This is a genomic window from Haloarcula sediminis, from assembly GCF_035656455.1.
GTDB classification, from domain to species: Archaea; Halobacteriota; Halobacteria; order Halobacteriales; family Haloarculaceae; genus Haloarcula; species Haloarcula sediminis.
On sequence record NZ_JAYMGA010000003.1, the window covers coordinates 197,114 to 217,982 of the forward strand.

A 20,869-nucleotide genomic window follows, 5' to 3' on the forward strand; every position below is an offset into this window, starting at 1 on the left:
CGGAGGCCACGACGGGGACCGTCGCCGTCCGGCCGCTGTCAGAGCGGAACGAAAAGTTTCACGTCAGCCACTGCGGATATACGAGTAATGAGCGTCACTGTCGCCGGCGCACTGGCCACCGCAGGAGCACTGGGCGTCACCCACGCTATCGAACCGGACCACGTCGCCGGCATCTCCTCGCTGACCAGCGAGTACGGCGACTCGCGGCTGTCGGCGCTGGTCGGCGCGTGTTTCAGCATCGGCCACGTCGCCCTGGTCGTCGCGTGGCTCGCCGTCGCATACGCGTTGCTGGGGCGAACCGAGTTCCCGCCGGTGTTCGACGCCGTCGGCACCGTCGGGGTCGGCGTCGTCCTCGGCCTGCTGGGCGCCGCGATGGCGCTTGGCGGCCTGCGCAGCGTCGTCCGCACGGGCGAACACGACCACGGGGACCGGAGCCACAGCCACCTCCACATCGCCCTGCCGGGCCTGGACCCGGCGAACCACGCCCACGACACCCGCGCCTACCTCAAGACCGGGCTGGTCGGCGCGCTGTTTACCCTCTCGCCGCCGGTGTCGATGATGGTGTTTGCGGCGACCCTGTTTCCCGAGTACGGGGTCGGCGTCGTCGGGCTGGCGGTCCTCACGTACGGCGTGGCCATCACCGCGACGATGAGCGCCATCGGTGCCGGGGCCGGGGCGGTGTTCGGGACCGCGCGGCAGTGGAGCGGCCGGGCCCACGCCGTCGCGAGGCTCGTCGCCGGCGTCGCTATCACGGCCCTGGCCGGCTCGCTGCTCGTCGACGGGGTCGCCCTGGTGGCGTAAGCGGCCAAACGCGGACACCGCGGCGCGTGGACTCCACACCCTTTTCACCGCCTGCGACATACCGGGGGTATGGAAATCGTTCCGGACACGAGCGTGGTCATCGACGGCCGCGTGTCCACACAGGTCGGCGCCGACGCCGACCCCGACAGCGAGGTCGACGGCATGGGCTTTGCGGGCGCGACGGTCGTCGTCCCCGAGGCCGTCGTCGGCGAGCTCGAAGCACAGGCCAACGACGGCCGCGAGACCGGCTGGGAGGGCCTCGAAGAACTGCAGGCGCTGGTCGAACTGGCCGACGAGGGCACCATCGACGTGGAGTACGTCGGGCGCCGGCCCGACGCCATAGAGAAGCGCGACGCCGGCGAGGGCGAGATAGACGCGCTCATCCGTGACATCGCCGGCGACCGCGGGGCGACGCTGGTGACCAGCGACGACGTACAGGCCGAGGTCGCCCGCGCGAAGGGGCTAGACGTGGAGTTCGTCGAGCCACGCGGGCGCACCGTCGACCGCCTGGAGATAGAGAACTTCTTCGACGAGGGGACGATGAGCGTCCACCTCAAAGTCGGCGTCAAACCCTACGCCAAGAAGGGTTCTATCGGCGACATGCACTACCAGCCCATCCGCGACGATGTGGCCACCGAGGACGAGCTGCGCGAGTACGCTGAGGACGTCCTCGACGCGGCCCGGGACTCCGCCGAGGGCTTCCTCGAACTCGACGGGCCCGGCATGAGCATCGTCCAGTTCCGGGACCTGCGCATCGCCATCGCCCGCCCGCCTTTCTCCGACGCCCGGGAGATAACCGCGGTGCGGCCCATCGTCAAGACCGAGCTCGACGACTACGAGCACGCCGACGAGCTGCGAGAGCGCTTTACCGAACAGCAACGTGGCGTCCTCATCTCCGGCTCGCCCGGGGCCGGGAAGTCCACCTTCGCACAGGCGGTCGGGGAGTTCCTCGTCGACTCCGATTACTCCGTCAAGACAATGGAGAAACCGCGGGACCTCCAGGTCGGCCCCGACATCACCCAGTACACCGCGCTGGGCGGCTCCATGGAGAAGACGGCCGACTCCCTGCTGATGGTCCGGCCCGACTACACCATCTACGACGAGGTCCGCAAGACCGACGACTTTGAAGTCTTTGCCGACATGCGCCTCGCAGGTGTGGGGATGGTCGGCGTCGTCCACGCCACCCGGGCCGTCGACGCCCTCCAGCGGCTCATCGGCCGCGTCGAACTCGGGCTCATACCGCAGATCGTCGACACCGTCGTCTACATCGAGGCCGGGGAGGTCCACACCGTCTACGACGTAAAGACCGAGGTCAAGGTCCCCCACGGCCTGATGGAGGAAGACCTCGCCCGCCCGGTCATCGTTGTCCGGGACTTCGAGACCGGCCAGCCCGAGTACGAGATATACACGTTCAACCGCCAGGTCGTCACGGTGCCGCTCAACGAAGAGGAGGACAGCCAGGACTCCGGCGTCGACCGCCTCGCCAAACAGGAGGTCGAGCGCGAGATTCGCTCCATCGCGCGGGGCCACGTCGACGTGGAACTGCGCGGTCCGGACACCGCCGTCGTCTGGGTCGAGGAAGACGACATCCCGCAGGTCATCGGCAAGGGCGGGGGCCGCATCACCGACGTGGAGAACCGGCTGGGTATCGACATCGACGTACGCACCCTAGACGAGAAACCCACCGGGCCGTCGGGCGGCCCGCAGACGGACAGCGGCGGCCAGCAGGGCGAAATCGTCAACCCGGAGGTCACCTCCCGGCACGTCATGATTCCACTCAACGGCCACGCGGGCGACACTGTCGAGGTACAGGCCGACGGGGAGTACCTCTTTACCGCGACAGTCTCCCGCGGCGGCGAGATTCAGGTCTCCCGTGGCTCCGGTATCGCCGAGGAACTGGAGCGGGCCATCGACCGCGGGAGCACGATCACCGTCACCCCGTCGTAAGCATACGGCGAGCGTAGCGAGCCGTTTCATCGAATCAGAACGCAGTGAGGCGTTGGCTTTTCCACATTTTTCACGGAGCGGGTTGCGGACCCGTGGCCCGCAACCGTATGACGTGGCGGCTTCGCCGCCACGCTCGTCCCGTAGCGAGCGAGGAGGGGCGACGATGCAAAGGAGGATACTGGAGCGGGCCATCGACCGCGGCAGTACGATTACCGCCGTACTGTTTTTGAGTGTTCGAGCTGCATTTCTGTCGAATCTCGGCCCATATCGAAACGTTCGTTCCGCAAGTCTCTCTGTACCAATAGAGGTTGGTAGTGTTTAAGGATATTACCAGACGTATGTCCACAGCTCTTTTGTACCCGTCTCTGCTGGGTAGTAACATGGCGGTGCACGAATCACACGCTGTCGAATCGACCGTTCCATCGGTCACCTCCGGGGTCTCGGAGATGACCGGCGACCGCTACTGCCGACACTGTAGCGAGATCGCGCTGGCGTACGACCCGTCGGCGAACCGGGCGCGCTGTCGGTCCTGCGGGGAGCTCGCATGAGCGTCCGCCGAAGCATCCGCGCGTCGATCAGGAACCGCTCGGGGCGGGGCTGTGGGTTCTGTCGTACGCAGTCCGGTGGCCGGGGCCGGACCTGCCCGGCCTGTGCAGGCGAGACACGGTAGAAGAGCCAGACGAACGGGCGTATTCTCGTCTTCGGTCCGATGTGGCGTCTCAGTCGGAGATAGCGGGGTCGGCCTGTTCGGCCGGCGGCTCGCTCAGTTCATAGAGGTTCTGTCTGGCGTCGGCGAAGTAGACGTCCTCCTCGATAACGCCGACCTCGTCGAGTCGTTCGAGCGCGTAGCGGACTGTCCGGGCCGAGAGCATCGACTCCTCGACGATACCCTTCTGGGTCAGCGGCCCGTCGTACTCCAGTACCTTGTAGACGAGCTTCGCGCTGGGCGGCAGGTCCGTGATGCCCTCGCCATCGGTTTCCGTCATTAACTGCTACGAATGTCGCCGGATGCATAAAGATTGAGGAGTGGGTCGGCAGACGGGCGCTCGCGCAGGTTCTGTCCTGGAACCGCGCCCCTTTTGGTGGCGGGTCGTCGAACTGTGGGTATGGCAACGGAATCGGCGGACGGAATGAGTTCCCACATGCGGGGGCTCACTGTCACGACGATAACGGCGATCGCCGGTATCGCCGCGGCGTTCGTGTCGAACGCCGTGGCGAGCGGCGCGACCGACACGCTCGCGGTGCTCGTCGTTCTCGCCGCCATCTTCGTGCAGCTCCCGCTGTTGCGGGGCATCGGTATCCTCGACGACGACTTCTCGGGCAAGGACTACCTCTATATCTCCTTCATGACCTTCGCGCTCTGGTTCGTGTCGTGGGGGATTTTGCTGACAGCGGGGGCCTGAGATGGCCGACGACAGCATCGCAGTGGTCGACCTCGAACGCTGTCAGCCCGACCGCTGTAACTACGAGTGTATGAACTACTGCCCGCCAAACCGGAGCGGGAAAGAGTGTATCACGAAGCGAAGCGACACCTACGAGGAAGACGAGGAGTTTGAGGGCAAGCCCGACCAGGTCCGTATCTCCGAAGAGATCTGTCTCGGCGAGAGCTGTGGTATCTGTGTCAACAAGTGCCCGTTTGACGCCATCGAGATAATCAACCTCCCACAGGAGCTGGACGACGACCCCGTCCACCGCTACGGCGAGAACGCCTTCTCGCTGTACGGGCTCCCGTCCCCGGCCGAAGGACAGGTCACCGGCATTCTGGGTCCGAACGGCATCGGGAAGACCACCGCGGTCCGCATCCTCGCCGACGAGATGGCCCCGAACCTCGGCCAGTACGGCACCGAGCCCGGCTGGGACGAGATCCTCGATGAGTACCGCGGGACGGCCCTGCAGGATTACCTCGAACAGATGCGCGACGGCGACGTGACCGTCGCCCGGAAGCCCCAGTACGTCGACCGCATCCCCGACCAGTTCGACGGACCGGCGATGGAGCTGCTCGAACAGACAGACGAGCGGGGTGCCCTGGACGAACTCATCGACCGCACCGGCATCCGCCCGGTGGTCGACAACCACATCGACGACCTCTCGGGCGGGGAGCTACAGCGGGTCGCGCTGGTCGCGACGCTGGCGCGGGACGCCGACTTCTACTTCCTCGACGAGATAACGCCCTACCTGGACATCGGCCAGCGGATGACCGCCGCCCGGCTCATCCGGGAACTCGCCGAAGAGGGCGACCGGTCGATGCTCGTCGTCGAGCACGACCTCGCCATCCTGGACCTGCTTGCGGACAATATCAACGTCGCCTACGGGTCCCCCGGCGCGTTCGGTATCATCACGCCGCCCAAGTCCACGAAGAAGGGCATCAACCAGTACCTCTCGGGCTTCCTCGAAAACGAGAACATGCGCATCCGGCAGACGGAGATCCAGTTCGAGGAACACGCCCCACGCCCCGGCTCGACGGGCGACGTGGTCATCGAGTACCCCGAGCTCACGAAGTCCTACGGCGAGGGCGAGTTCAGCCTCGACGTCGAGGCCGGCACCATCCGCGAGAGCGAAGTCCTCGGTGTGGTGGGCCCCAACGGCATCGGGAAGTCGACGTTCGCGAAGATGCTCGCGGGCCGGCTCGAACCCACGAGCGGCGAAGTCGACAGCGAGCTCGACATCGCCTACAAACCGCAGTACATCGAGATCGACCAGCCGATGCGGGTCGACGCCTTCCTCTCCTCTATCACGGACGACTTCGGGAGTTCCTACTGGACCACCGAAATCGCCGACCCGCTCCAGCTCGATGCGGTGATGGAACAGCAACTCACCGACCTCTCCGGCGGGGAGCGCCAGCGCGTCGCCATCGCCGCCTGTCTCTCGAAGGACGCCGACCTCTACCTGCTTGACGAGCCCTCGGCCCACCTGGACGTGGAACAGCGAGTGATGGCAACGTCGGCGATTCGACGCTACGCCGAGAACCACGACGCGACGGCGCTGGTCATCGACCACGACATCTACATGATAGACCTGCTCGCCGACCGGCTCCTCGTCTTCGACGGCGAGCCCGCCAAGTCCGGCCACGCCGCCCCGCCACAGGGGATGCGCGAGGGGATGAACGAGTTCCTCGCGAACCTCGATATCACCTTCCGCCGGGACGAGCGCACCTCCCGGCCCCGCATCAACAAACCGGGGTCCCAGCTCGACCGGCAACAGAAGTCGGCCGGCGAGTACTACTACGCCCCCGACGAGAACTGACCGGCCGCCCCGGCCACCCACAGCATGGCACACAGCAGACGCACCGTCGTCGCCCGGGACCTGTTTGTCGGCACATCGAGTGTCGTGACGAGCGGACTGATAGCGTACTCGCTCGACGGTCCGACGGCGTGGTCGCTCGGGGCCGTCGCCGCCGCGGTCGGTGTCGTCGTCTTTGCGGTCGTCGACCGGAGCACCGCCGGGGCCTACGGGCTCACAGCCGGGCTATCGGGGAGCATCCTCGCGTTCGCCGCGGTGTTGTGGTGGCTCGTCCCCGGTCCGCCAGTTGCCGTGTTCCCACCGCTGCTTTTCGGATTGGGCACCGGGATGGCCTCGAACCGGCTGGTGTTTGGCGTCGTCTATCCGCTGCCGGAAGCGCGTCTGCGGCGGGAGAACCTCGCCTAGCCACTCAAGGCAGTTCGAAAGGGTGGAGAACACGTGGGCCGCGTCGGTGCGCGGACAGCCTACGCGGCGGGGTCGCTCGTATCGCCGGTCTCGGAGCCGTCGACGGCATCGTCGAGCCCGTCCGCGACCTCGTCGGGGTCGAACTCCTCGCCGGGCCGGAGCTCCCGGTCGGGGGAGTCCCCGTCTTGCGTTTCTGTGACCGATTCGTCGCCCGTGACCGCGACGAAGATGTCACCGAGCTCTGCGATTCGGTCGCGTGACTGACTCGTGCTCATTGCGATTGGTCATACAAGCTACGGGAACATACCAGCACAGCCTAACTCGTTAGGCACGTCGCCGTCCGGCGAATTACAGCACCGAGCGCTGGCAGGAGCCACACAGCGAGGACTCCTTGACGTCGACCTGTCGCACCGTCGGGGAGAAGTTCATCACGCAGCGCTTGTTGTCACAGTGTTCCAGCCCCAGGGTGTGGCCGATCTCGTGGACGACCTCCTTTCGGACGCGAGCGGAGAAGATGTCGCTTGCGGACTGATCAGAGAAGCCGCCGTCGGAGGAGGTCTGAAGCCGGTACGTGGAGATGACGCTCCCGGAGCCGCTGAGATACGCGAGTCCGAAGACGTAGTTTCGCCGGCGATAGAAGAGATCCTTGGGGGTGATAGCGATGTTCTTCTCGCCCGAGCCGACCCGTCGCGCGAGGTCTATGAACTCCTCGGCACGGTACTGGTCGCGGTCGCTGTGGTACGCACCGGCGGGGATCGACTGCGGTTCGTGCATAGAGACCTCACAGTCGTACGTCTCCCGGAGGCCCTCCGAGGCCTCGCGTTTCACGAGGCTGGAGACCTCGCCGACCGGTACGATGTCGACATGCATGCGAACCCATAAACACCACCGTGTCATAAGTTTCCCGCTGTGACTGACCCCGAGACGGCGCTGAGTAACCGACTGTCGGCGGTCGATTCCGTCGTCGAGGTCGGCGTGGGAAATCGGCCCGGCGTCGCCGCCAAACTGGTCGACCGAGGCGTCGACGTGACGGCGACGGACATCCGCGAGCGGTCGGTCCCCGAGGGGGTCCGGTTCGTCCGCGACGACGTGACCGAGCCGACGCTGTCGGTGTACGAGGGGACCGACGTGGTGTTCGCGCGAAACCTCCCGCCGGAGCTCCAGCGGTCGGTGTGGCGGGTCGCCCAGCGTGTCGACGCCGACTGCTGGTTCACCACGCTGGGCGGGGACCCGGCGGTCGTCCCGACCGACAGCGAGCAGTTGCCCGGTGGCGTGGTGCTGTACCGGGTCGTCGGCGGCCGGGAGCGGAGATAGCAAGGCGCTTCAACGAGCGCGTGGAGGTCCGAGTATGCAAGTGGACGCTGTCGTGCTGGACATCGACGGGGTGCTGGTGGACGTGGCCGACTCCTACCGGCGGGCCATCGTCGAGTCCGTCGAGGAGGTGTACGGCGAGACCATCGAGAAGGCGGCGATTCAGCGGTTCAAGGACGCCGGCGGGTTCAACAACGACTGGGAGCTGACCGACGCGGCGGCGCTGTTCGTGCTGACGGCCCGCGAGACCGACGTGGACGTGGCGGCCTTTACCGACGCTATCGCCCAGCAGGGCGGCGGCCTCGACGCGGCGAAAGCCGTCGTCCGGGAGCTGCTTGGCGACGACGCCGACGGCGTCCTGGCCCGGTGGGACCCCAGAGGCCTCCGCGAGGTGTTCCAGACGCTGTACCTGGGCGCTGACCTGTACCAGAAGTTGGAGGGCGGCGAACCGGCCTTCGACGCGCCCGGCTACATCAACGACGAGCCGGTGCTGGTGAGCGAATCGACACTAGAGGCGCTACAGGAGCGCTACGCGGTCGGCGTCGTCACCGGCCGCCCCGCCGCGGAGGCCGACATCGCGATGGACCGCGTCGGACTGGACATCCCCGACGAGCACCGGTTCACGATGGACGACTGGGCGGAGGGGAAACCCCACCCGCGCGCACTGTTGACGCTGGCCGAGCGCTTCGACGCCCGGCGAATCGCCTTCGCCGGCGACACGCTCGATGACATCGGGACCGCCGTCAACGCCGACGACGAGGACCCCGAGCGAGTGTACTACGGCGTCGGCGTGTTGACCGGCGGGCTGACCGGCGACGACGGCCGAGCGGCCTACGCGGGAGCGGGCGCGAGCGCCGTCGTCGAGAGCGTCGAGGACCTGCCCGAGTTGCTGGAGTGAGAGGACGGGCCCACCAGCCGTCCCCGGCGTCTCATACCGGGCGGGGGAAACAGCGATAGAGTCCACGCTCGCCGCCGCGAGAGACAATCCTCGTATTTCATGTAGGAGGAATATCGTACTGGCCAACGAGTGCTACGAGCTGGCTACCTCGCCGTCTTCGCGCTCGCCGCACTGGCGTGTTTCGGGAGCGTCCCCCGGGCGGTGCGTATCACCGACAGCGACACCAGGCGCGGACTCGTCGGGCTCCTCCTCTGTAGCGGCACGTGGGCCGCCGCCAGCGCTGGGCGCATCGCCGCGCCGTCCCCGACGCTACAACATGCGTCGTACATCGTCGGCCTGATCGTCGGGCTGGCGTCCGTCGGCGCGTGGCTGTACTTCTGTTCCGCCTACGCCGGCTACGACTACCACCACCAGCGGACCATCCGCCGGTTCTCCGTGGCGGTCTTTCTCGCCATCGTCGCGGTCAAGCTCACCAACCCCGCCCACTCGCTGTACTTTACGGCGTCAGTCGCGGAGGAACCGTTCCGACACCTGAGCATCGAGCTGTCGGTGATACACTGGACGGTCGCGGGACTGGCGTACACGCTCTCCGGCGTGGGGTTCTATCTCCTCTACGAGCTGTTCCGGGAAACCCGGCTCGAAACCAGACGTATCGGCTTCCTCGTCGGTCTCACTGGCGTGCCGGCCATCGTCAATATCGCCGGCGTCGCGTCGGTCGCACCCGGTGTCTTGCTGCCGTTTAGCTACGAACCGGTCGCCGTTGCCCTGTTTGCCATCGGGGTCCTGTACGTCGTCGACGAGACGTTCGTGGCCGTGCCGCGCCGCTGGCGGACCGAGTTCGTCGAGCAGTTTGCCGACCCGGTGTTGCTTGTCACGCGGGACGGGCGGGTCCGCGACTACAACCGCGTCGCTGTAGAGCGGTATCCGGCGCTCGACGGTGCCGTCGGGCGCCAGCTCGAAGCGGTCGCCCCGGAGCTACACGCAGTCGCCGCAGGGTCCGACAACGTCGTCGAAACCCGACACGACGGCGAGGCGACGTTCTACACGGTCCAGCGGACGCCGCTGGCGCGTGGTACGGACGCGGTCGGGGAAGTGCTCGTCTACAGGGACGTGACGGACATCGAGCAACAGCGCCGGGAGCGCAAACGCCAGAACGAACAGCTCAACGACTTCTCCGTGGCCCTCAACCACGAGCTGCGGAACGCTATCACGGTGTTGGGAGGGTTTCTCGACCAGGCGTCACAGTCGTCGACCCACGGGACGGTCGATTTCGATTCGACTGACGTCAGGCGTGCCGACGACGCGCTGTCGCGGATGCAGCGTGTCATCGAGGAGCTGACAACACTGGCACAGTACGGGCAGACAGCCGAGACGACCACGGAGTGTAAACTGGCCGCCACGGCCGAAACAGCCCGGGCTGGCGGGGAGTTCGGCTCGCTGCGCTACAGGGTCGAAACGGACGCGACGGTGGTGGCCAACCACCCGCGGCTGGAGGAGCTGCTACAGGAGGTGTTCCGGTTTGCCAGCGCGAACGGGGCGACGAGAGTGACTCTCGACGCGGCGGGGGATATCGTGACCATCACCGGCAACGGCGAGGCCCTCGCGCCGGGCGAGCGCACCGGCGCGCTGGAGTTTGGGCCGCCGGTGCCGGTCGGCGACGCCGAGATGGCCCTGCCCACTGTCCGACTGCTCGCACGCGTCCAGGGGTGGACGGCGGACATCGACCCCGACTATGACGACGGCGTTCGGCTCCGTATCCGCGGGGTCACCGTTCGGCCGGGGGCGGAGCCCGTGTCGGAGTGACTGCCACGGGACGGGCCGTCCGCTGGTCGGGTCGCCGCTGCGTGGCACAGACGGTGGCAAGCACATCCGGTCGCACAACGCTTATTCGCGGTTCGCCCTACCCCAGCATATGGACATCGCGTTACTCGGCGGCACCGGCGACATCGGCGAAGGGCTCGCCCTGCGCTGGGCGGACGACACCAACCACACGGTCATCGTCGGCTCGCGCGACGCCGAGAAGGCCGAAGCGAAAGCCACGGAGTACGAGGCCGAACTCGACAGCCGCGGCCGCGAGGTCGAAATCGCGGGCCTGGAAAACAGTGACGCCGCCGCCCGCGCCGACGTGGTCGTCACTGCGGTCCCGGCCTACCACCTCACGGACACCGTCGAGGCCGTCGCCGACGAGCTGTCCGACACCATCCTCGTCTCCCCCGCCGTCGGGATGAAACACGACGAGGACGGCTTCCACTACAACCGCCCCGGCGTCGGCAGCGTCACCGAGCTGGCGGCCGCGGCCGCTCCCGACGAAACCCCCGTGGTCGGCGCGTTCCACAACCTCGCGGCCGGCCGGCTGGCCGACCTCGAAGCGGACCTGGAGTGGGACACCATCGTCGTCGGCGACGACAGGGACGCCAAGGCCACGGTCTCGGAGCTCGCCGAGGCCATCGAGGGACTGCGGGCGCTTGACGGCGGCCCGCTCGCCAACGCCGCCGAAGTGGAGGGGCTGACCCCCCTGCTCATCAACGTCGCCCGCCACAACGACGGCCTGCACGACCTGGGCGTGCAGTTCCGCTAGCTGAGGCTGTGTTTTCTGGAGTTAAATAGATCTGTTACAGCCAGAAAGGGGCGTTGTCGGCGCTTCGCGCCGACTGCTCGGGAGACCTCCGGTCTCCCGGCGGCAAGCCACACGAAGGCGGACGACGCAAGGACCACAGCGAACGGAGTGAGCGAGGACCGCAGCGAGTCCCCCGAGTGTCGCTTGCCGGGACTTTCTGGCTGTACGGATCACTGCAACGCCACTTTCGACACCACGCACGAATACGCCTAGCCGCAATGTGGGAGGGATGCACACTGCTTTTGGCGACCCAAGCCTACGTGCGGGTGTGGCGTCCCCATACGAGATTCTCGGCGTCGACCCCGACGCGGACGAAGCCGAGATAGTCGATGCTTATCGGGAGCGCGTCAAGGAGACCCACCCGGACCAGGGCGGGTCGACGGAGGCGTTCCTGGCGGTGAAAACAGCCTTCGAGCGCATCGAGAACGGCTGGGAGCCCGGCGACGCCGTCCCCGAGCGCGACCCTCCCGGGGCGCAGGCGGAACCCGCAGACGACGAGCCGACCGAGCCCGAGCAACCGCCGGAGCCGGAGGGCGTCAAGGTCGAGTACCTGAACTACGAGGTGATGGCCGACCGGCTGTGGGAGCTGACCGACGACGACCTCTTCGAGAAGGCGGCCGACGGCGGCCTCGACCCCGAGGACTACGGGGAGTTCTACGTCAGAGACAGCGAGTCACTGCTGGAGGCCGCCGAGCGCCAGGGCTACGCCTGGCCCTTTGCCTGCCGCGGGGGCGCCTGCACGAACTGCGCCGTCGCCGTCGTCGAGGGAGAGATGCCCTCGCCGTCGAGCCACGTCCTCCCGAACGAACTCCACGACCGGGGCATCCGACTGTCGTGTATCGTCGCACCGGAGACGGACGCCAAAATCGTCTACAACGTCAAGCACCTGCCCGCCGTGCAGGACCTCCTGCTGCCGGCCAGCCGGTTCGAGGCCTCGTCGTCGACGGACTGAGCAGTCGCTATCGCGGGGCAGGGCCGATAGAAAGGGGTGAGTCTATGCCGAGGCCTGCGTCAGCGCGTCCTCGATGTCGTCGGCCTGCGTGACGCCGACGAAGCGCTCGACGATGCCGTCGTCGTTCTCGACGATGAGCGTCGGGAGCGAGCGGACCTGGTACTCGTTTGCCACGTCCTGTTCCTCGTCGACGTCTATCTTCTCGAACTCGACGTCGCCCCACTCCTCTTCGAGGTCTTCGAGAATCGGGTCCTGTGTCTTGCAGGGGCCACACCAATCGGCGTAGAAGTCCTTGAGCGTGACAGCCATGGTTCCTCTCAATCTAAACTGTGAGGTCGGATAAGGATTGTCCATGTGGGTACGGCCCGGACAAACCCGAAAAGCTTACTCCGGGTGAGAGCGGTGTTGCGGACATGAGCAGCGACAGCGGCGGACTGATGTCCAGTGCCGGCCTCGTCCGGTACTTCGACGCCGAAGACCAGAACACCATCCGCATCGACCCGCGAACTATCGTCGCCTTCGGCGTCCTCTTTGGCGCGCTCGTCCTCGTGCTGAACGCGATGATTCAGACCGGCGGGCTCTAGGAAGCGTCGCTTTTTCCATCGATACAGGCTGTTTTGCTGCTGGGTCAGCGAGGACTACCGAGAGCAGAAAGCCCCCTTTCGATCCCACCCATACCGGTTGGTCAAACAGCTACGGGCGGGACTGAGAGCGCGGGGGCTTTCTGGCTGTGTGCAGTCCGCCTCAGCACTCAAGTAGCGGCCCATCGTGACCACACGAACTCCAGTTTGCTTAATTGACCACACTACGATTCACCAGTATGCACTTCACGCAGCGCGAACAGGCCGCGCTTCGGGACGCCGGACTGGCGCAGGACGATATCGAGGCCGCCTCCGAGGCCGTGGTCGAGGCCACGGAGGAAGCCGCCACAGACCTCGAAGCGTTCTTCGCCGGGAAAGAGACCGTCTACTCCGACATGGACATCGCCCACAGCAGTAGCGAGATCCAGGAGCACACCCTCGACTACGTCGACCTCTACACCCACGCCGACGACATCCGCGGGTACGTCCGCTTCGACTCGTGGGGCGTTCCCGTCGAGGGCGGGCGCGTGCTGACCGACGGGAAAGTCGAGTTGACACTGGGCCCGACCGTGGACGGGCGGGTCCGCTTCGCGGCCGACAGGGACGCCCTATGAGCGTCCGGGTCAGGGGCATCTACGCGACGGCGCTGACCCGGCTGCTCTCCGCGGCCGGCGTCGACGTGGTCCAGGCGTCGGGCCCCATCGAGGACCGCTTCGACACCGACTTCGCCGTCGAGCGGGCGGGCGCCGCCGTCGAGACGACCGACGACCGGCAGGGCGTGGGCGTCAGCGGCGACCGCGAGGCGGTCGAACAGGTGGTCGCGGAACTGCGGGACCTCGGCCGGGACACGCTGGCGTGGGCCGACCCGCTCCCGGTTCGCGCGGTCTACGCCGGCGAGGTGACCGAGACGCGTTCCAGCGGCGCCGTCGTCGACTGCGGCGACGGCGAGGGGTTTCTCCCCTACTCGAACAGCGACGAGCGCGTCGAGACCGGCGACCGGCTGCGCGTCCAGGTCGTCGAGGGGGCGGCGCCCTGGACCGACGGCCGCGCCGTACTGGACACCGCCATCGCGGTCCGTGGCGAGCTGTTGACGCTGGTTCGGGGCGGCTCGAACAGCGCGACCGCAGCGGGGCCGGCGATGCTCGACGTCGTCGCGGCCGACCCGCGCGAGGGGTGGGGCGTCTCCTGGGAGAGAGCCAGCGACGACGCGAGCTTCGATGCCATCGCCGGCGCCCTGACGGCGGCCAACGAGCGGGCGGCGGCCATCGACGACGCGCTCGCAGGCGCCGACGACCCGGCCGACGCCGCACCGGCCCGCCAGTACGACGGGGGGCAGACGACGTGGGTGTGGTTCGGCCGGGAGAGCCGCTTTGGGCTGGACGAGCAGCGGCGGCAGGTGACGACGACGATGGCGGGCCACCACCGCGTGAAGGCCGGCTCAAACAGCGGGAGCGCGGCGGTCGACTACGTAGAGGCGCTGTGTGACGAGCCCGGGAGCGACACCGAGACGGACTTTCCCTTCGCGGTGACGGCGCGACAGTTCGGCCCCCGAGAGGGGGAGTCCCTGACCCTGGGTCACGGGAAACCCGACGGCCGGCTCATCACCCTCGGACGGGCGGACGTGCAGTCCGTCGAGGCCGACGGCACCGTGACCGTCGAGCGGGAGCTGTCCGCCGGCGGCGAGTACGACGGGCTGGGCGTCCCCAAAGAAGCCGGCGACGTGGCCGAGACGAAACTGAAAGAGGGGCGGTGGTGGTATCCGACGGTGTACCGCGACAGCGAGGGCGAGAAGAAGGGCACCTACGTCAACGTCTGCACGCCGGTCGAGGTGTTCCCGGACACCGCCCGCTACGTCGACCTCCACGTCGACGTGCTCAAACACGCCGACGGCACGGTCGAACGCGTCGACGACGACGAACTCGACGCGGCGGTCGAGGCGGGACACGTCCCCGAGGAGCTGGCCGAGCGCGCCCGGAGCGTGGCCGCCGCGGTGGCGAGCGCGCTGTCGTAGCGGTTCCCTTCGCTTCACGTGTCACTCCGTTCCACAGCGGAGACTGCGCTGTGTTCACCCTCTTCGCTCACCGCGTCGCGTCGGGGCCGCTCACGTCGTTCGTGGCTTCGCTACTGCTCCCGCCGGCCCAGCCGCCACGCCCCCAGCCCGACAGCCGCAAGCGCCGCGGCGACGCCGAAGCCGTCGCCGGCCGCCCCGAGGACGCCGCCGTCGGTCGGCGTCCGGTCCGGGGCGTCGGCGGCTGGGTCAGGAAACGTGTAGACGCCGGGGGAGACGGTGTCGTCCAGCGCGGCGGTGTTCGCCGCTACAAAGCAGCCGTCGGCCCGCTGTGCGGTCCAGAAGGAGGTCGTCGCCGAGTCCCGCCACCGGAATATCTCGCGGGGCTCGCTCGGCTCGCGAAGGTCGTGGACCCGGACGCCGCCCTGATACCACGCCGAGTAGCACCGGCCGCCGGTGAGTTCGAAGTTGTGCGCCGTCGTCAACACGCCGCCCCGCGTCGGGTCGCTCGTCGGCGGCGGGTCGATGGTGGCGAGCGACTCCGGGGAGCGGGGGTCGCCGATGTCGAACAGCTCGATACCGCTGGGGCCGTCGTCGTCCGCCACGGTCGCCCAGGACTCCCCACCGACACCCAGCAGTTCGGCGCCCTCGTCAACGGTGACGAAGTGGTCGTTGCCCGGGGGTTCGGTGCGCTCGGTGCCGGGGTCGTCGATAGCGGCCAGCGTCTCGCGGCTGCGGCCCCGGACCCGGGAGACGAGCGAGATGTCGGCGGGGTCGCTCACGTCGAGTATCCACGTCCCGGCGTCCCAGTAGGCCAGATAGGCGTCGTCGCCCTGAACGGTGACGTCGTGGAGCGGGCGCAGTGTGGGGCTGACCTCGGCCCACCGCTCGTCGTCGTCGAGCAGCGACCACGAGCCGACCTCGTCGCCGGTCTCGGTGTCGACGACGGCGAGGGGGTTCTCCCCGCGGCTGTTGGCGGTAACGTAGGCGTAGCGGCCGTCGAAATCGCAGTTGTGGATGCGCGTATCGAGTTCGACGGCGGCGGTACGTTCGGGGCACTCGCGGTCGCGCACGTCGAAAACGACGACGCCGTGGGCGCCCTCGGCCGGGTTGGCGGGCCCGGCCACCAGCAGTCGGTCGCCGGCGAGAGCGAGGTCCTGGACGACCCGCATCGGGCCGTCGGTGCTGTCGGCGAGTAGCTCGGTCCGCTCCGCGAGGAGGCGAGGCGCCGCTGGCGAGACGAGGTCGACGACGGCGATGCCGTCGCCGGTCGCGACGTAGGCGGTGTGTCCGTCGGGGCTGGTGACGAGTTCGCGGGCGCCCGACAGGGCGAGAGAGCCCAGCGGCTCGCCGCCCGTCGGCGTGTTCGCAGGCGTCGACCCGTCGTCGGTAGGGAGCGGGTGGGCGGCGGCCGAGTCGACGGTCCCGGCGGCGCCCGCGGCCGCGAGCGACTGCAGGAGGGTGCGGCGGCGCATACCGGTCGGTCGGGAGCGACGGCAAGAAGGATTGCGGTCAGTTCCCCTGAATGGCGTCGATGACCATCGCGGCGGCAATTATGGCTTCCTTTGGCACGTTGCTGGCGTCGTCGATAGTTATCTCGTAGCGGTCCTTCAGCGAGAGCTGGCCGTCGATGTTACCGACGTGTCTGCCGTCGACGTCGGTTATCTCGTACTTGTGGGGGATCAACTCGCCGAAGGGGACGACGTTGCGGGCGACGGTCACGAGCGCGCCCTGGGAGTTTATCTCCGCGATCTTGGCCTCGGTGCGAGCGTCACGAATCTTCCAGGTGTCCTGGAAGATGGAGTAGTCGTTGTCGAGAATGACCAGTTCCTCGCCGGTCCGGGCGTCGGAGAGCACGTAGTTGCCGGCCACGTCGAGCATGCCGCCGGCCTTGACGGTGAACACCTCGTTGCCCGCAGCGTCGACGAAGGGGAACTCCTCTTTGAGCTTGAACATCTTCTGTTTGCCCCGGATGACGACGTTGCCGGCCCTGTCCATCGCCTTGTACTTGTTCCGGACGAGGCTCTGTTCGACGACGTAGCTGTCGTCCGTGAGCTCGATGCCCTCGATATCGTAGGACCCCCGCTGGTTCATAGGCGCGTATCGTTCGGAAAGTGGCTTGAAAGTTTGCACACAGACAGCGGCAGGATAAAACCCCCGAGCGTGGCTAACCGACAGGGTTTCACGCGTCCATTCCCTGAAGACGGCATAGATGAGCAAAGACGTCATCGAGGTCACCGGCGCAGAGGAACACAACCTCAAGGACGTCGACGTGGAGATTCCCCGGGAGGAACTCACCGTCGTCACGGGGCTGTCGGGGTCGGGCAAGTCGTCGCTCGCCTTCGAGACGGTCTATGCGGAGGGGCAACGGCGCTACATCGAGTCGCTGTCGGCCTACGCCCGGAACTTCCTGGGCCAGATGGACAAGCCACAGGTCGAGAACGTCGAGGGGCTCTCGCCCGCCATCAGTATCGACCAGAAAAACGCCGCGAACAACCCCCGCTCGACCGTGGGCACCGTCACCGAACTGCACGACTACCTCCGACTGCTGTACGCCCGCGTCGGCGTGCCACACTGTCCGGAGTGTGGCCGCGAGGTCGGCGAGCAGTCCGCCCAGAACATGGTCACGCGCTTGCTGGAACTACCCGAGGGCACCCGCGCGAAGCTGTGTGCCCCGGTCGTCCGTGACCAGAAGGGCGCCTTCGAGGACCTCTTTGACGACCTCGTCGGCGAGGGGTACTCCCGGGTCGAGGTCGACGGCGAGGAGTACGACCTCACGATGGACCGGCCCGAGCTGGACGAGAACTACGACCACACTATCGACGTGGTGGTCGACCGGGTGAAGATATCGACCGACGCGCGCTCCCGCATCAACGACTCCGTCGAGACCGCGCTTGGCGAGGCCGACGGGACGCTGAAAGTCGTGCTGCCGGACCCGCCGGAGGGCGCCGCCGACGCGCTTGGCGGGGCGACCGCCCGGGCGACGGGGGACCTGGCGAGCGAGGCGCGAAGCGCCTCGGGACAGGCGAGCGGGCAGGGCCCGCGAGCCACCGACGACCGCCTCGTCGTCGAGCTCTCCGAGGAGCTTGCCTGTACTCACTGTGGCATCGACATCTCCGAGGTCGAGACCCGCTCTTTCTCCTTCAACTCGCCACACGGGGCCTGTCACGACTGCGAGGGGCTGGGCGAGACCAAGGAGGTCAGCGAGGAGCTGGTGATAACTGACACGTCGAAGCCGTTGAAACACGTCTTCGAGCCCTGGAGCTACGACCGGACCTACTACTCCCGCCAGCTGGACAACGTCGCCGACCACTTCGGCGTCTCGCTGTCGACCCCCTTCGAGGAGCTGGACGAGTCCATCCAGCGGCAGTTCCTCTATGGCACCGACGACCTGGTCCACTTCGAGTGGACCACGAAAAACGGCACCCGCGAGAAGACCGAGCGCTTCGAGGGCGTGATTCCGAACCTCGAACGGCGCCACGTCGAGACGGACTCGGACCGCGCCCGCGAGCACATCGAGGAGTTCATGGCGACGACGACGTGTCCGACCTGCGAGGGGACCCGGCTGAAAGCCGAGTCCCGCGCGGTGCTGGTCGACGGCACCTCGATAACCGAGGTCAACGAGCTCTCCATCGGCGACGCCCTGGCCCACTTCGAGGGGCTGGAGGACGAGCTGTCGGCCCGCGATAGGAAGATCGCCGAGGAGATTCTGAAAGAGATCCGCGCCCGTCTCGGGTTCATGGCGGAGGTCGGGCTGGAGTACCTCACCCTGGACCGCGAGGCCGCCACGCTGTCGGGCGGTGAGAGCCAGCGCATCCGGCTCGCGACCCAGATAGGGTCCGGTCTCGTCGGTGTGCTGTACGTGCTGGACGAGCCCTCCATCGGTCTGCACCAGCGGGACAACGACAAGCTGTTGAACACCCTAGAGGAGCTTCGCGACCTCGGGAACACGCTCATCGTCGTCGAACACGACACCGAGACGATGCGCCGTGCCGACCAGGTCATCGACATGGGGCCGGGCCCCGGCAAGCGGGGCGGCGAGGTCGTCGTCAACGGGCCCCAGGAGGAGCTGATGGCGGCCGACGAGTCGGTGACCGGCAAGTACCTCTCGGGCGAGCGGACGATTCCGGTCCCCGAGACGCGCCGCGAGGGCGACGGCGACGCCCTCACGGTGCGGGGCGCCCGCCAGCACAACCTCCGGGACCTCGACGTCGAGTTCCCGCTTGGCACCTTCACCGCCATCACGGGCGTGTCGGGCTCGGGCAAGTCCACCCTGATGCACGACATCCTCTATAAGGGCCTGGTCCGCCGGATGAACGACACGGACGTCAACCCCGGCGAGCACGACGACATCGACGGGATAGAGAACATCGAGACGGTGCGGCTCATCGACCAGTCGCCCATCGGCCGGACGCCGCGCTCGAACCCCGCGACCTACACCAACGTCTTCGACCACGTCCGCGAGCTGTTCGCGGAGACGAACCTCGCCAAACAGCGGGGTTACGAGAAGGGTCGGTTCTCGTTCAACGTCAGGGGCGGCCGGTGTGAGGCCTGTGGCGGGCAGGGGACCGTCACCATCGACATGAACTTCCTCTCGGACGTGCAGGTCCCCTGCGAGGAGTGTGGCGGGGCCCGCTACAACGACGAGACCCTCGATGTCACTTACAGGGGCAAGACCATCGCCGACGTGCTGGAGATGAGCGTCGAGGAGGCCTACGACTTCTTCGAGAGCCACAGCGGGCTCCGACGGCGCCTGCAGTTGCTCAAGGACGTGGGCCTTGGCTACATGACACTGGGCCAGCCCTCGACGACGCTCTCCGGTGGGGAGGCCCAGCGGGTGAAACTCGCCGAGGAACTGGGGAAGAAAGATTCGGGCGAGACGCTGTATCTGCTTGACGAACCGACGACCGGGCTCCATCCGGAAGACGAGCGCAAGCTCATCGACGTGTTGCACCGGCTCACCGAGGACGGCAACACCGTGGTCGTCATCGAGCACGAACTCGACCTCGTGAAAAACGCCGACCACGTCATCGACCTCGGCCCGGAGGGCGGCGAGGGCGGCGGCGACCTCGTCGCCGAGGGGACGCCCGAGGAAGTGGCACGCACCGACGACTCGTACACGGGCCGGTATCTGCGGGACCACCTGCCGGCGGTCGAGCTAGAGGGACCGCGCTCAGAGCGGGACCTCGCAAAGCCCGCGGCCGACGACGACTAGTCGGCCGCGTCGTCGATTAGTTTTTCAGCGCGTTTCACCAGACTGGCACTGAGACGAGCGCCGACTTCGTCCATCGCATAGAGTTTGCTCTTAGCTTGTGTGACGGTGTATTTCCCACATTTGACCGCCCGAACGAGCACCGCGATACTTCCAGAGACTGGAATCGAGAGTGCCTTACACGTCTTTCTGAGTGGTTTATCGTCAGTTAGCACGACTACGTCATCCATATGCATCCCGAAAGATAGGAGTGCAACATCACCATCGGCCAGGCGCACCGGACTATCCTTTGTATCGACTGCTACCTCGGGGTCAGTCCCGAGATGAGTCGCCGCGACGTGTTCACCCGAAACCTCTCTTTCGTCTGACCACTGGAACCAATCCAGTTCGGTAATGGTACCAGCGGCAACGAGACGCTCCAGTTGGGTCTTGGCTGGGTCATTGCTCACCTCCCGTCTGACCGCCGAGGGAACTACGAGAGTGCCGTCCAGCGATTCCAAACAGCTGAGAGCGTCGGTTTCGGCTAAGGTTATGAAAACGCTTGCGTCAACGAGTAGCTGGCGTTGGTCACTCATCGAAGTGCGTCCACGTCATCGGTGAGGTCCGCTTCGTCGTAGTTCGACATGACGCCACGCTCGTTCGCCTCGGCCATCATCTCAGCAATAGTGAGTCCAGCAATGTCTGCCGCACCGCGCATCCCGACTTCGCCGTCCTGATAGCGTTGGAGTGCGACGCGAATTAGTTCCTCCCGCGCGCCACGGCGAATCGCCTGCCGAACTGCATCGCTCCGGCTCTCCCCTTTTGCGCCAGCGAGTCGCTCAATGAGGTCTAGCTCGTCGTCACTCATTCGCGTGGTGACGTTCTCCATATGTAATGCATTGCAATGCATCGTATTAA

General features: G+C 66.9%; 23 protein-coding genes. 15 read left to right on the plus strand and 8 right to left on the minus strand.

Features of this window, described 5'->3' with window-relative positions:
* Positions 1-87: 87 nt before the first annotated feature.
* The 3 genes from VJ162_RS07660 (at position 88) to VJ162_RS07670 (ending at position 3,296) form a co-directional block, all read left to right on the plus strand.
* Positions 88-801 (plus strand): hypothetical protein, encoded by a 714-nt coding sequence (locus VJ162_RS07660; protein WP_324663461.1) that lies wholly within the window; start codon positions 88-90, stop codon positions 799-801.
* A gap of 69 nt (positions 802-870) precedes the next feature.
* On the plus strand, positions 871-2,748 hold the full coding sequence (locus VJ162_RS07665) for a PINc/VapC family ATPase (RefSeq protein WP_324663462.1): 1,878 nt from the start codon (positions 871-873) through the stop codon (positions 2,746-2,748).
* A gap of 380 nt (positions 2,749-3,128) precedes the next feature.
* Positions 3,129-3,296 carry a hypothetical protein gene (locus VJ162_RS07670; RefSeq protein ID WP_324663463.1) on the plus strand — a complete coding sequence of 56 codons (168 nt, stop codon included), beginning with the start codon at positions 3,129-3,131 and terminating at the stop codon, positions 3,294-3,296.
* Between the two features lie 171 nt (positions 3,297-3,467).
* Here the strand turns inward: VJ162_RS07670 and VJ162_RS07675 are convergent, their stop codons facing one another.
* Positions 3,468-3,734, minus strand: a complete 267-nt coding sequence (locus tag VJ162_RS07675) for a helix-turn-helix domain-containing protein (protein WP_324663465.1) — start codon at positions 3,732-3,734, stop codon at positions 3,468-3,470.
* Positions 3,735-3,854: 120 nt separating this feature from the next.
* On the opposite strand from VJ162_RS07675, the gene VJ162_RS07680 reads away from it, so the two are divergent.
* Genes VJ162_RS07680 through VJ162_RS07690 form a run of 3 tightly spaced genes read left to right on the plus strand, consistent with a single transcriptional unit; the run spans position 3,855 to position 6,393 of the window.
* Positions 3,855-4,151, plus strand: a complete 297-nt coding sequence (locus VJ162_RS07680; RefSeq protein WP_324663467.1) for an EMC6-like membrane protein — start codon at positions 3,855-3,857, stop codon at positions 4,149-4,151.
* Position 4,152: 1 nt separating this feature from the next.
* A complete protein-coding gene (locus tag VJ162_RS07685; RefSeq protein WP_324663469.1) occupies positions 4,153-5,991 on the plus strand; it encodes a ribosome biogenesis/translation initiation ATPase RLI in 1,839 nt (612 codons plus the stop codon).
* A 24-nt stretch (positions 5,992-6,015) separates the two neighbouring features.
* Complete coding sequence (locus tag VJ162_RS07690) at positions 6,016-6,393, plus strand: hypothetical protein (RefSeq protein ID WP_324663471.1); 378 nt, start codon at positions 6,016-6,018, stop codon at positions 6,391-6,393.
* 59 nt (positions 6,394-6,452) lie between these two features.
* Here VJ162_RS07690 and VJ162_RS07695 read toward each other — a convergent pair whose 3' ends face one another.
* Both VJ162_RS07695 and VJ162_RS07700 read right to left on the minus strand, forming a co-directional pair.
* On the minus strand, positions 6,453-6,668 hold the full coding sequence (locus VJ162_RS07695; RefSeq protein ID WP_324663472.1) for a hypothetical protein: 216 nt from the start codon (positions 6,666-6,668) through the stop codon (positions 6,453-6,455).
* Positions 6,669-6,741: 73 nt separating this feature from the next.
* Entirely contained in the window at positions 6,742-7,263 is a 522-nt protein-coding gene (locus VJ162_RS07700) for an archaemetzincin family Zn-dependent metalloprotease (protein ID WP_324663473.1), read from the minus strand.
* A gap of 39 nt (positions 7,264-7,302) precedes the next feature.
* Here VJ162_RS07700 and VJ162_RS07705 point away from each other — a divergent pair, with 39 nt between their 5' ends.
* The 5 genes from VJ162_RS07705 (at position 7,303) to fer (ending at position 12,171) form a co-directional block, all read left to right on the plus strand.
* A complete protein-coding gene (locus tag VJ162_RS07705) occupies positions 7,303-7,707 on the plus strand; it encodes a UPF0146 family protein (protein ID WP_324663475.1) in 405 nt (134 codons plus the stop codon).
* Between the two features lie 34 nt (positions 7,708-7,741).
* On the plus strand, positions 7,742-8,602 hold the full coding sequence (locus VJ162_RS07710) for a TIGR01548 family HAD-type hydrolase (RefSeq protein WP_324663477.1): 861 nt from the start codon (positions 7,742-7,744) through the stop codon (positions 8,600-8,602).
* A 129-nt stretch (positions 8,603-8,731) separates the two neighbouring features.
* Positions 8,732-10,405, plus strand: a complete 1,674-nt coding sequence (locus VJ162_RS07715; protein ID WP_324663479.1) for a histidine kinase N-terminal 7TM domain-containing protein — start codon at positions 8,732-8,734, stop codon at positions 10,403-10,405.
* Positions 10,406-10,514: 109 nt separating this feature from the next.
* A complete protein-coding gene (gene npdG, locus VJ162_RS07720; protein ID WP_324663480.1) occupies positions 10,515-11,180 on the plus strand; it encodes an NADPH-dependent F420 reductase in 666 nt (221 codons plus the stop codon).
* Positions 11,181-11,487: 307 nt separating this feature from the next.
* Positions 11,488-12,171, plus strand: a complete 684-nt coding sequence (gene fer / locus VJ162_RS07725) for a ferredoxin Fer (protein WP_324663482.1) — start codon at positions 11,488-11,490, stop codon at positions 12,169-12,171.
* Between the two features lie 42 nt (positions 12,172-12,213).
* Here the strand turns inward: fer and VJ162_RS07730 are convergent, their stop codons facing one another.
* Positions 12,214-12,480, minus strand: a complete 267-nt coding sequence (locus VJ162_RS07730) for a thioredoxin family protein (RefSeq protein WP_324663483.1) — start codon at positions 12,478-12,480, stop codon at positions 12,214-12,216.
* A 104-nt stretch (positions 12,481-12,584) separates the two neighbouring features.
* Here VJ162_RS07730 and VJ162_RS07735 point away from each other — a divergent pair, with 104 nt between their 5' ends.
* From VJ162_RS07735 to VJ162_RS07745, 3 genes are all read left to right on the plus strand, one after another.
* The gene (locus VJ162_RS07735; protein WP_324663484.1) at positions 12,585-12,755 is read left to right on the plus strand and encodes a preprotein translocase subunit Sec61beta; all 171 of its coding nucleotides are present in this window, start codon (positions 12,585-12,587) and stop codon (positions 12,753-12,755) included.
* 236 nt (positions 12,756-12,991) lie between these two features.
* Positions 12,992-13,366: a DUF7532 family protein gene (locus VJ162_RS07740; protein WP_324663485.1), complete on the plus strand. Its 375-nt coding sequence runs from the start codon at positions 12,992-12,994 to the stop codon at positions 13,364-13,366.
* On the plus strand, positions 13,363-14,763 hold the full coding sequence (locus tag VJ162_RS07745) for a DUF402 domain-containing protein (RefSeq protein WP_324663486.1): 1,401 nt from the start codon (positions 13,363-13,365) through the stop codon (positions 14,761-14,763). The genes VJ162_RS07740 and VJ162_RS07745 overlap by 4 nt, the downstream gene beginning before the upstream one ends.
* Positions 14,764-14,873: 110 nt before the next feature.
* Here the strand turns inward: VJ162_RS07745 and VJ162_RS07750 are convergent, their stop codons facing one another.
* Both VJ162_RS07750 and VJ162_RS07755 read right to left on the minus strand, forming a co-directional pair.
* Complete coding sequence (locus tag VJ162_RS07750; RefSeq protein WP_324663487.1) at positions 14,874-16,235, minus strand: LVIVD repeat-containing protein; 1,362 nt, start codon at positions 16,233-16,235, stop codon at positions 14,874-14,876.
* A gap of 37 nt (positions 16,236-16,272) precedes the next feature.
* The gene (locus VJ162_RS07755) at positions 16,273-16,854 is read right to left on the minus strand and encodes an LURP-one-related/scramblase family protein (protein ID WP_324663489.1); all 582 of its coding nucleotides are present in this window, start codon (positions 16,852-16,854) and stop codon (positions 16,273-16,275) included.
* A gap of 118 nt (positions 16,855-16,972) precedes the next feature.
* Here VJ162_RS07755 and uvrA point away from each other — a divergent pair, with 118 nt between their 5' ends.
* Complete coding sequence (gene uvrA, locus VJ162_RS07760; RefSeq protein WP_324663490.1) at positions 16,973-19,975, plus strand: excinuclease ABC subunit UvrA; 3,003 nt, start codon at positions 16,973-16,975, stop codon at positions 19,973-19,975.
* Here uvrA and VJ162_RS07765 read toward each other — a convergent pair.
* Together VJ162_RS07765 and VJ162_RS07770 are read right to left on the minus strand one after the other, a co-directional pair.
* A complete protein-coding gene (locus VJ162_RS07765) occupies positions 19,972-20,547 on the minus strand; it encodes a hypothetical protein (RefSeq protein ID WP_324663491.1) in 576 nt (191 codons plus the stop codon). The two genes, uvrA and VJ162_RS07765, sit on opposite strands and share 4 nt — an antisense overlap.
* Positions 20,544-20,840, minus strand: a complete 297-nt coding sequence (locus VJ162_RS07770; protein ID WP_324663492.1) for a UPF0175 family protein — start codon at positions 20,838-20,840, stop codon at positions 20,544-20,546. The genes VJ162_RS07765 and VJ162_RS07770 overlap by 4 nt, the downstream gene beginning before the upstream one ends.
* Positions 20,841-20,869: the final 29 nt, after the last annotated feature.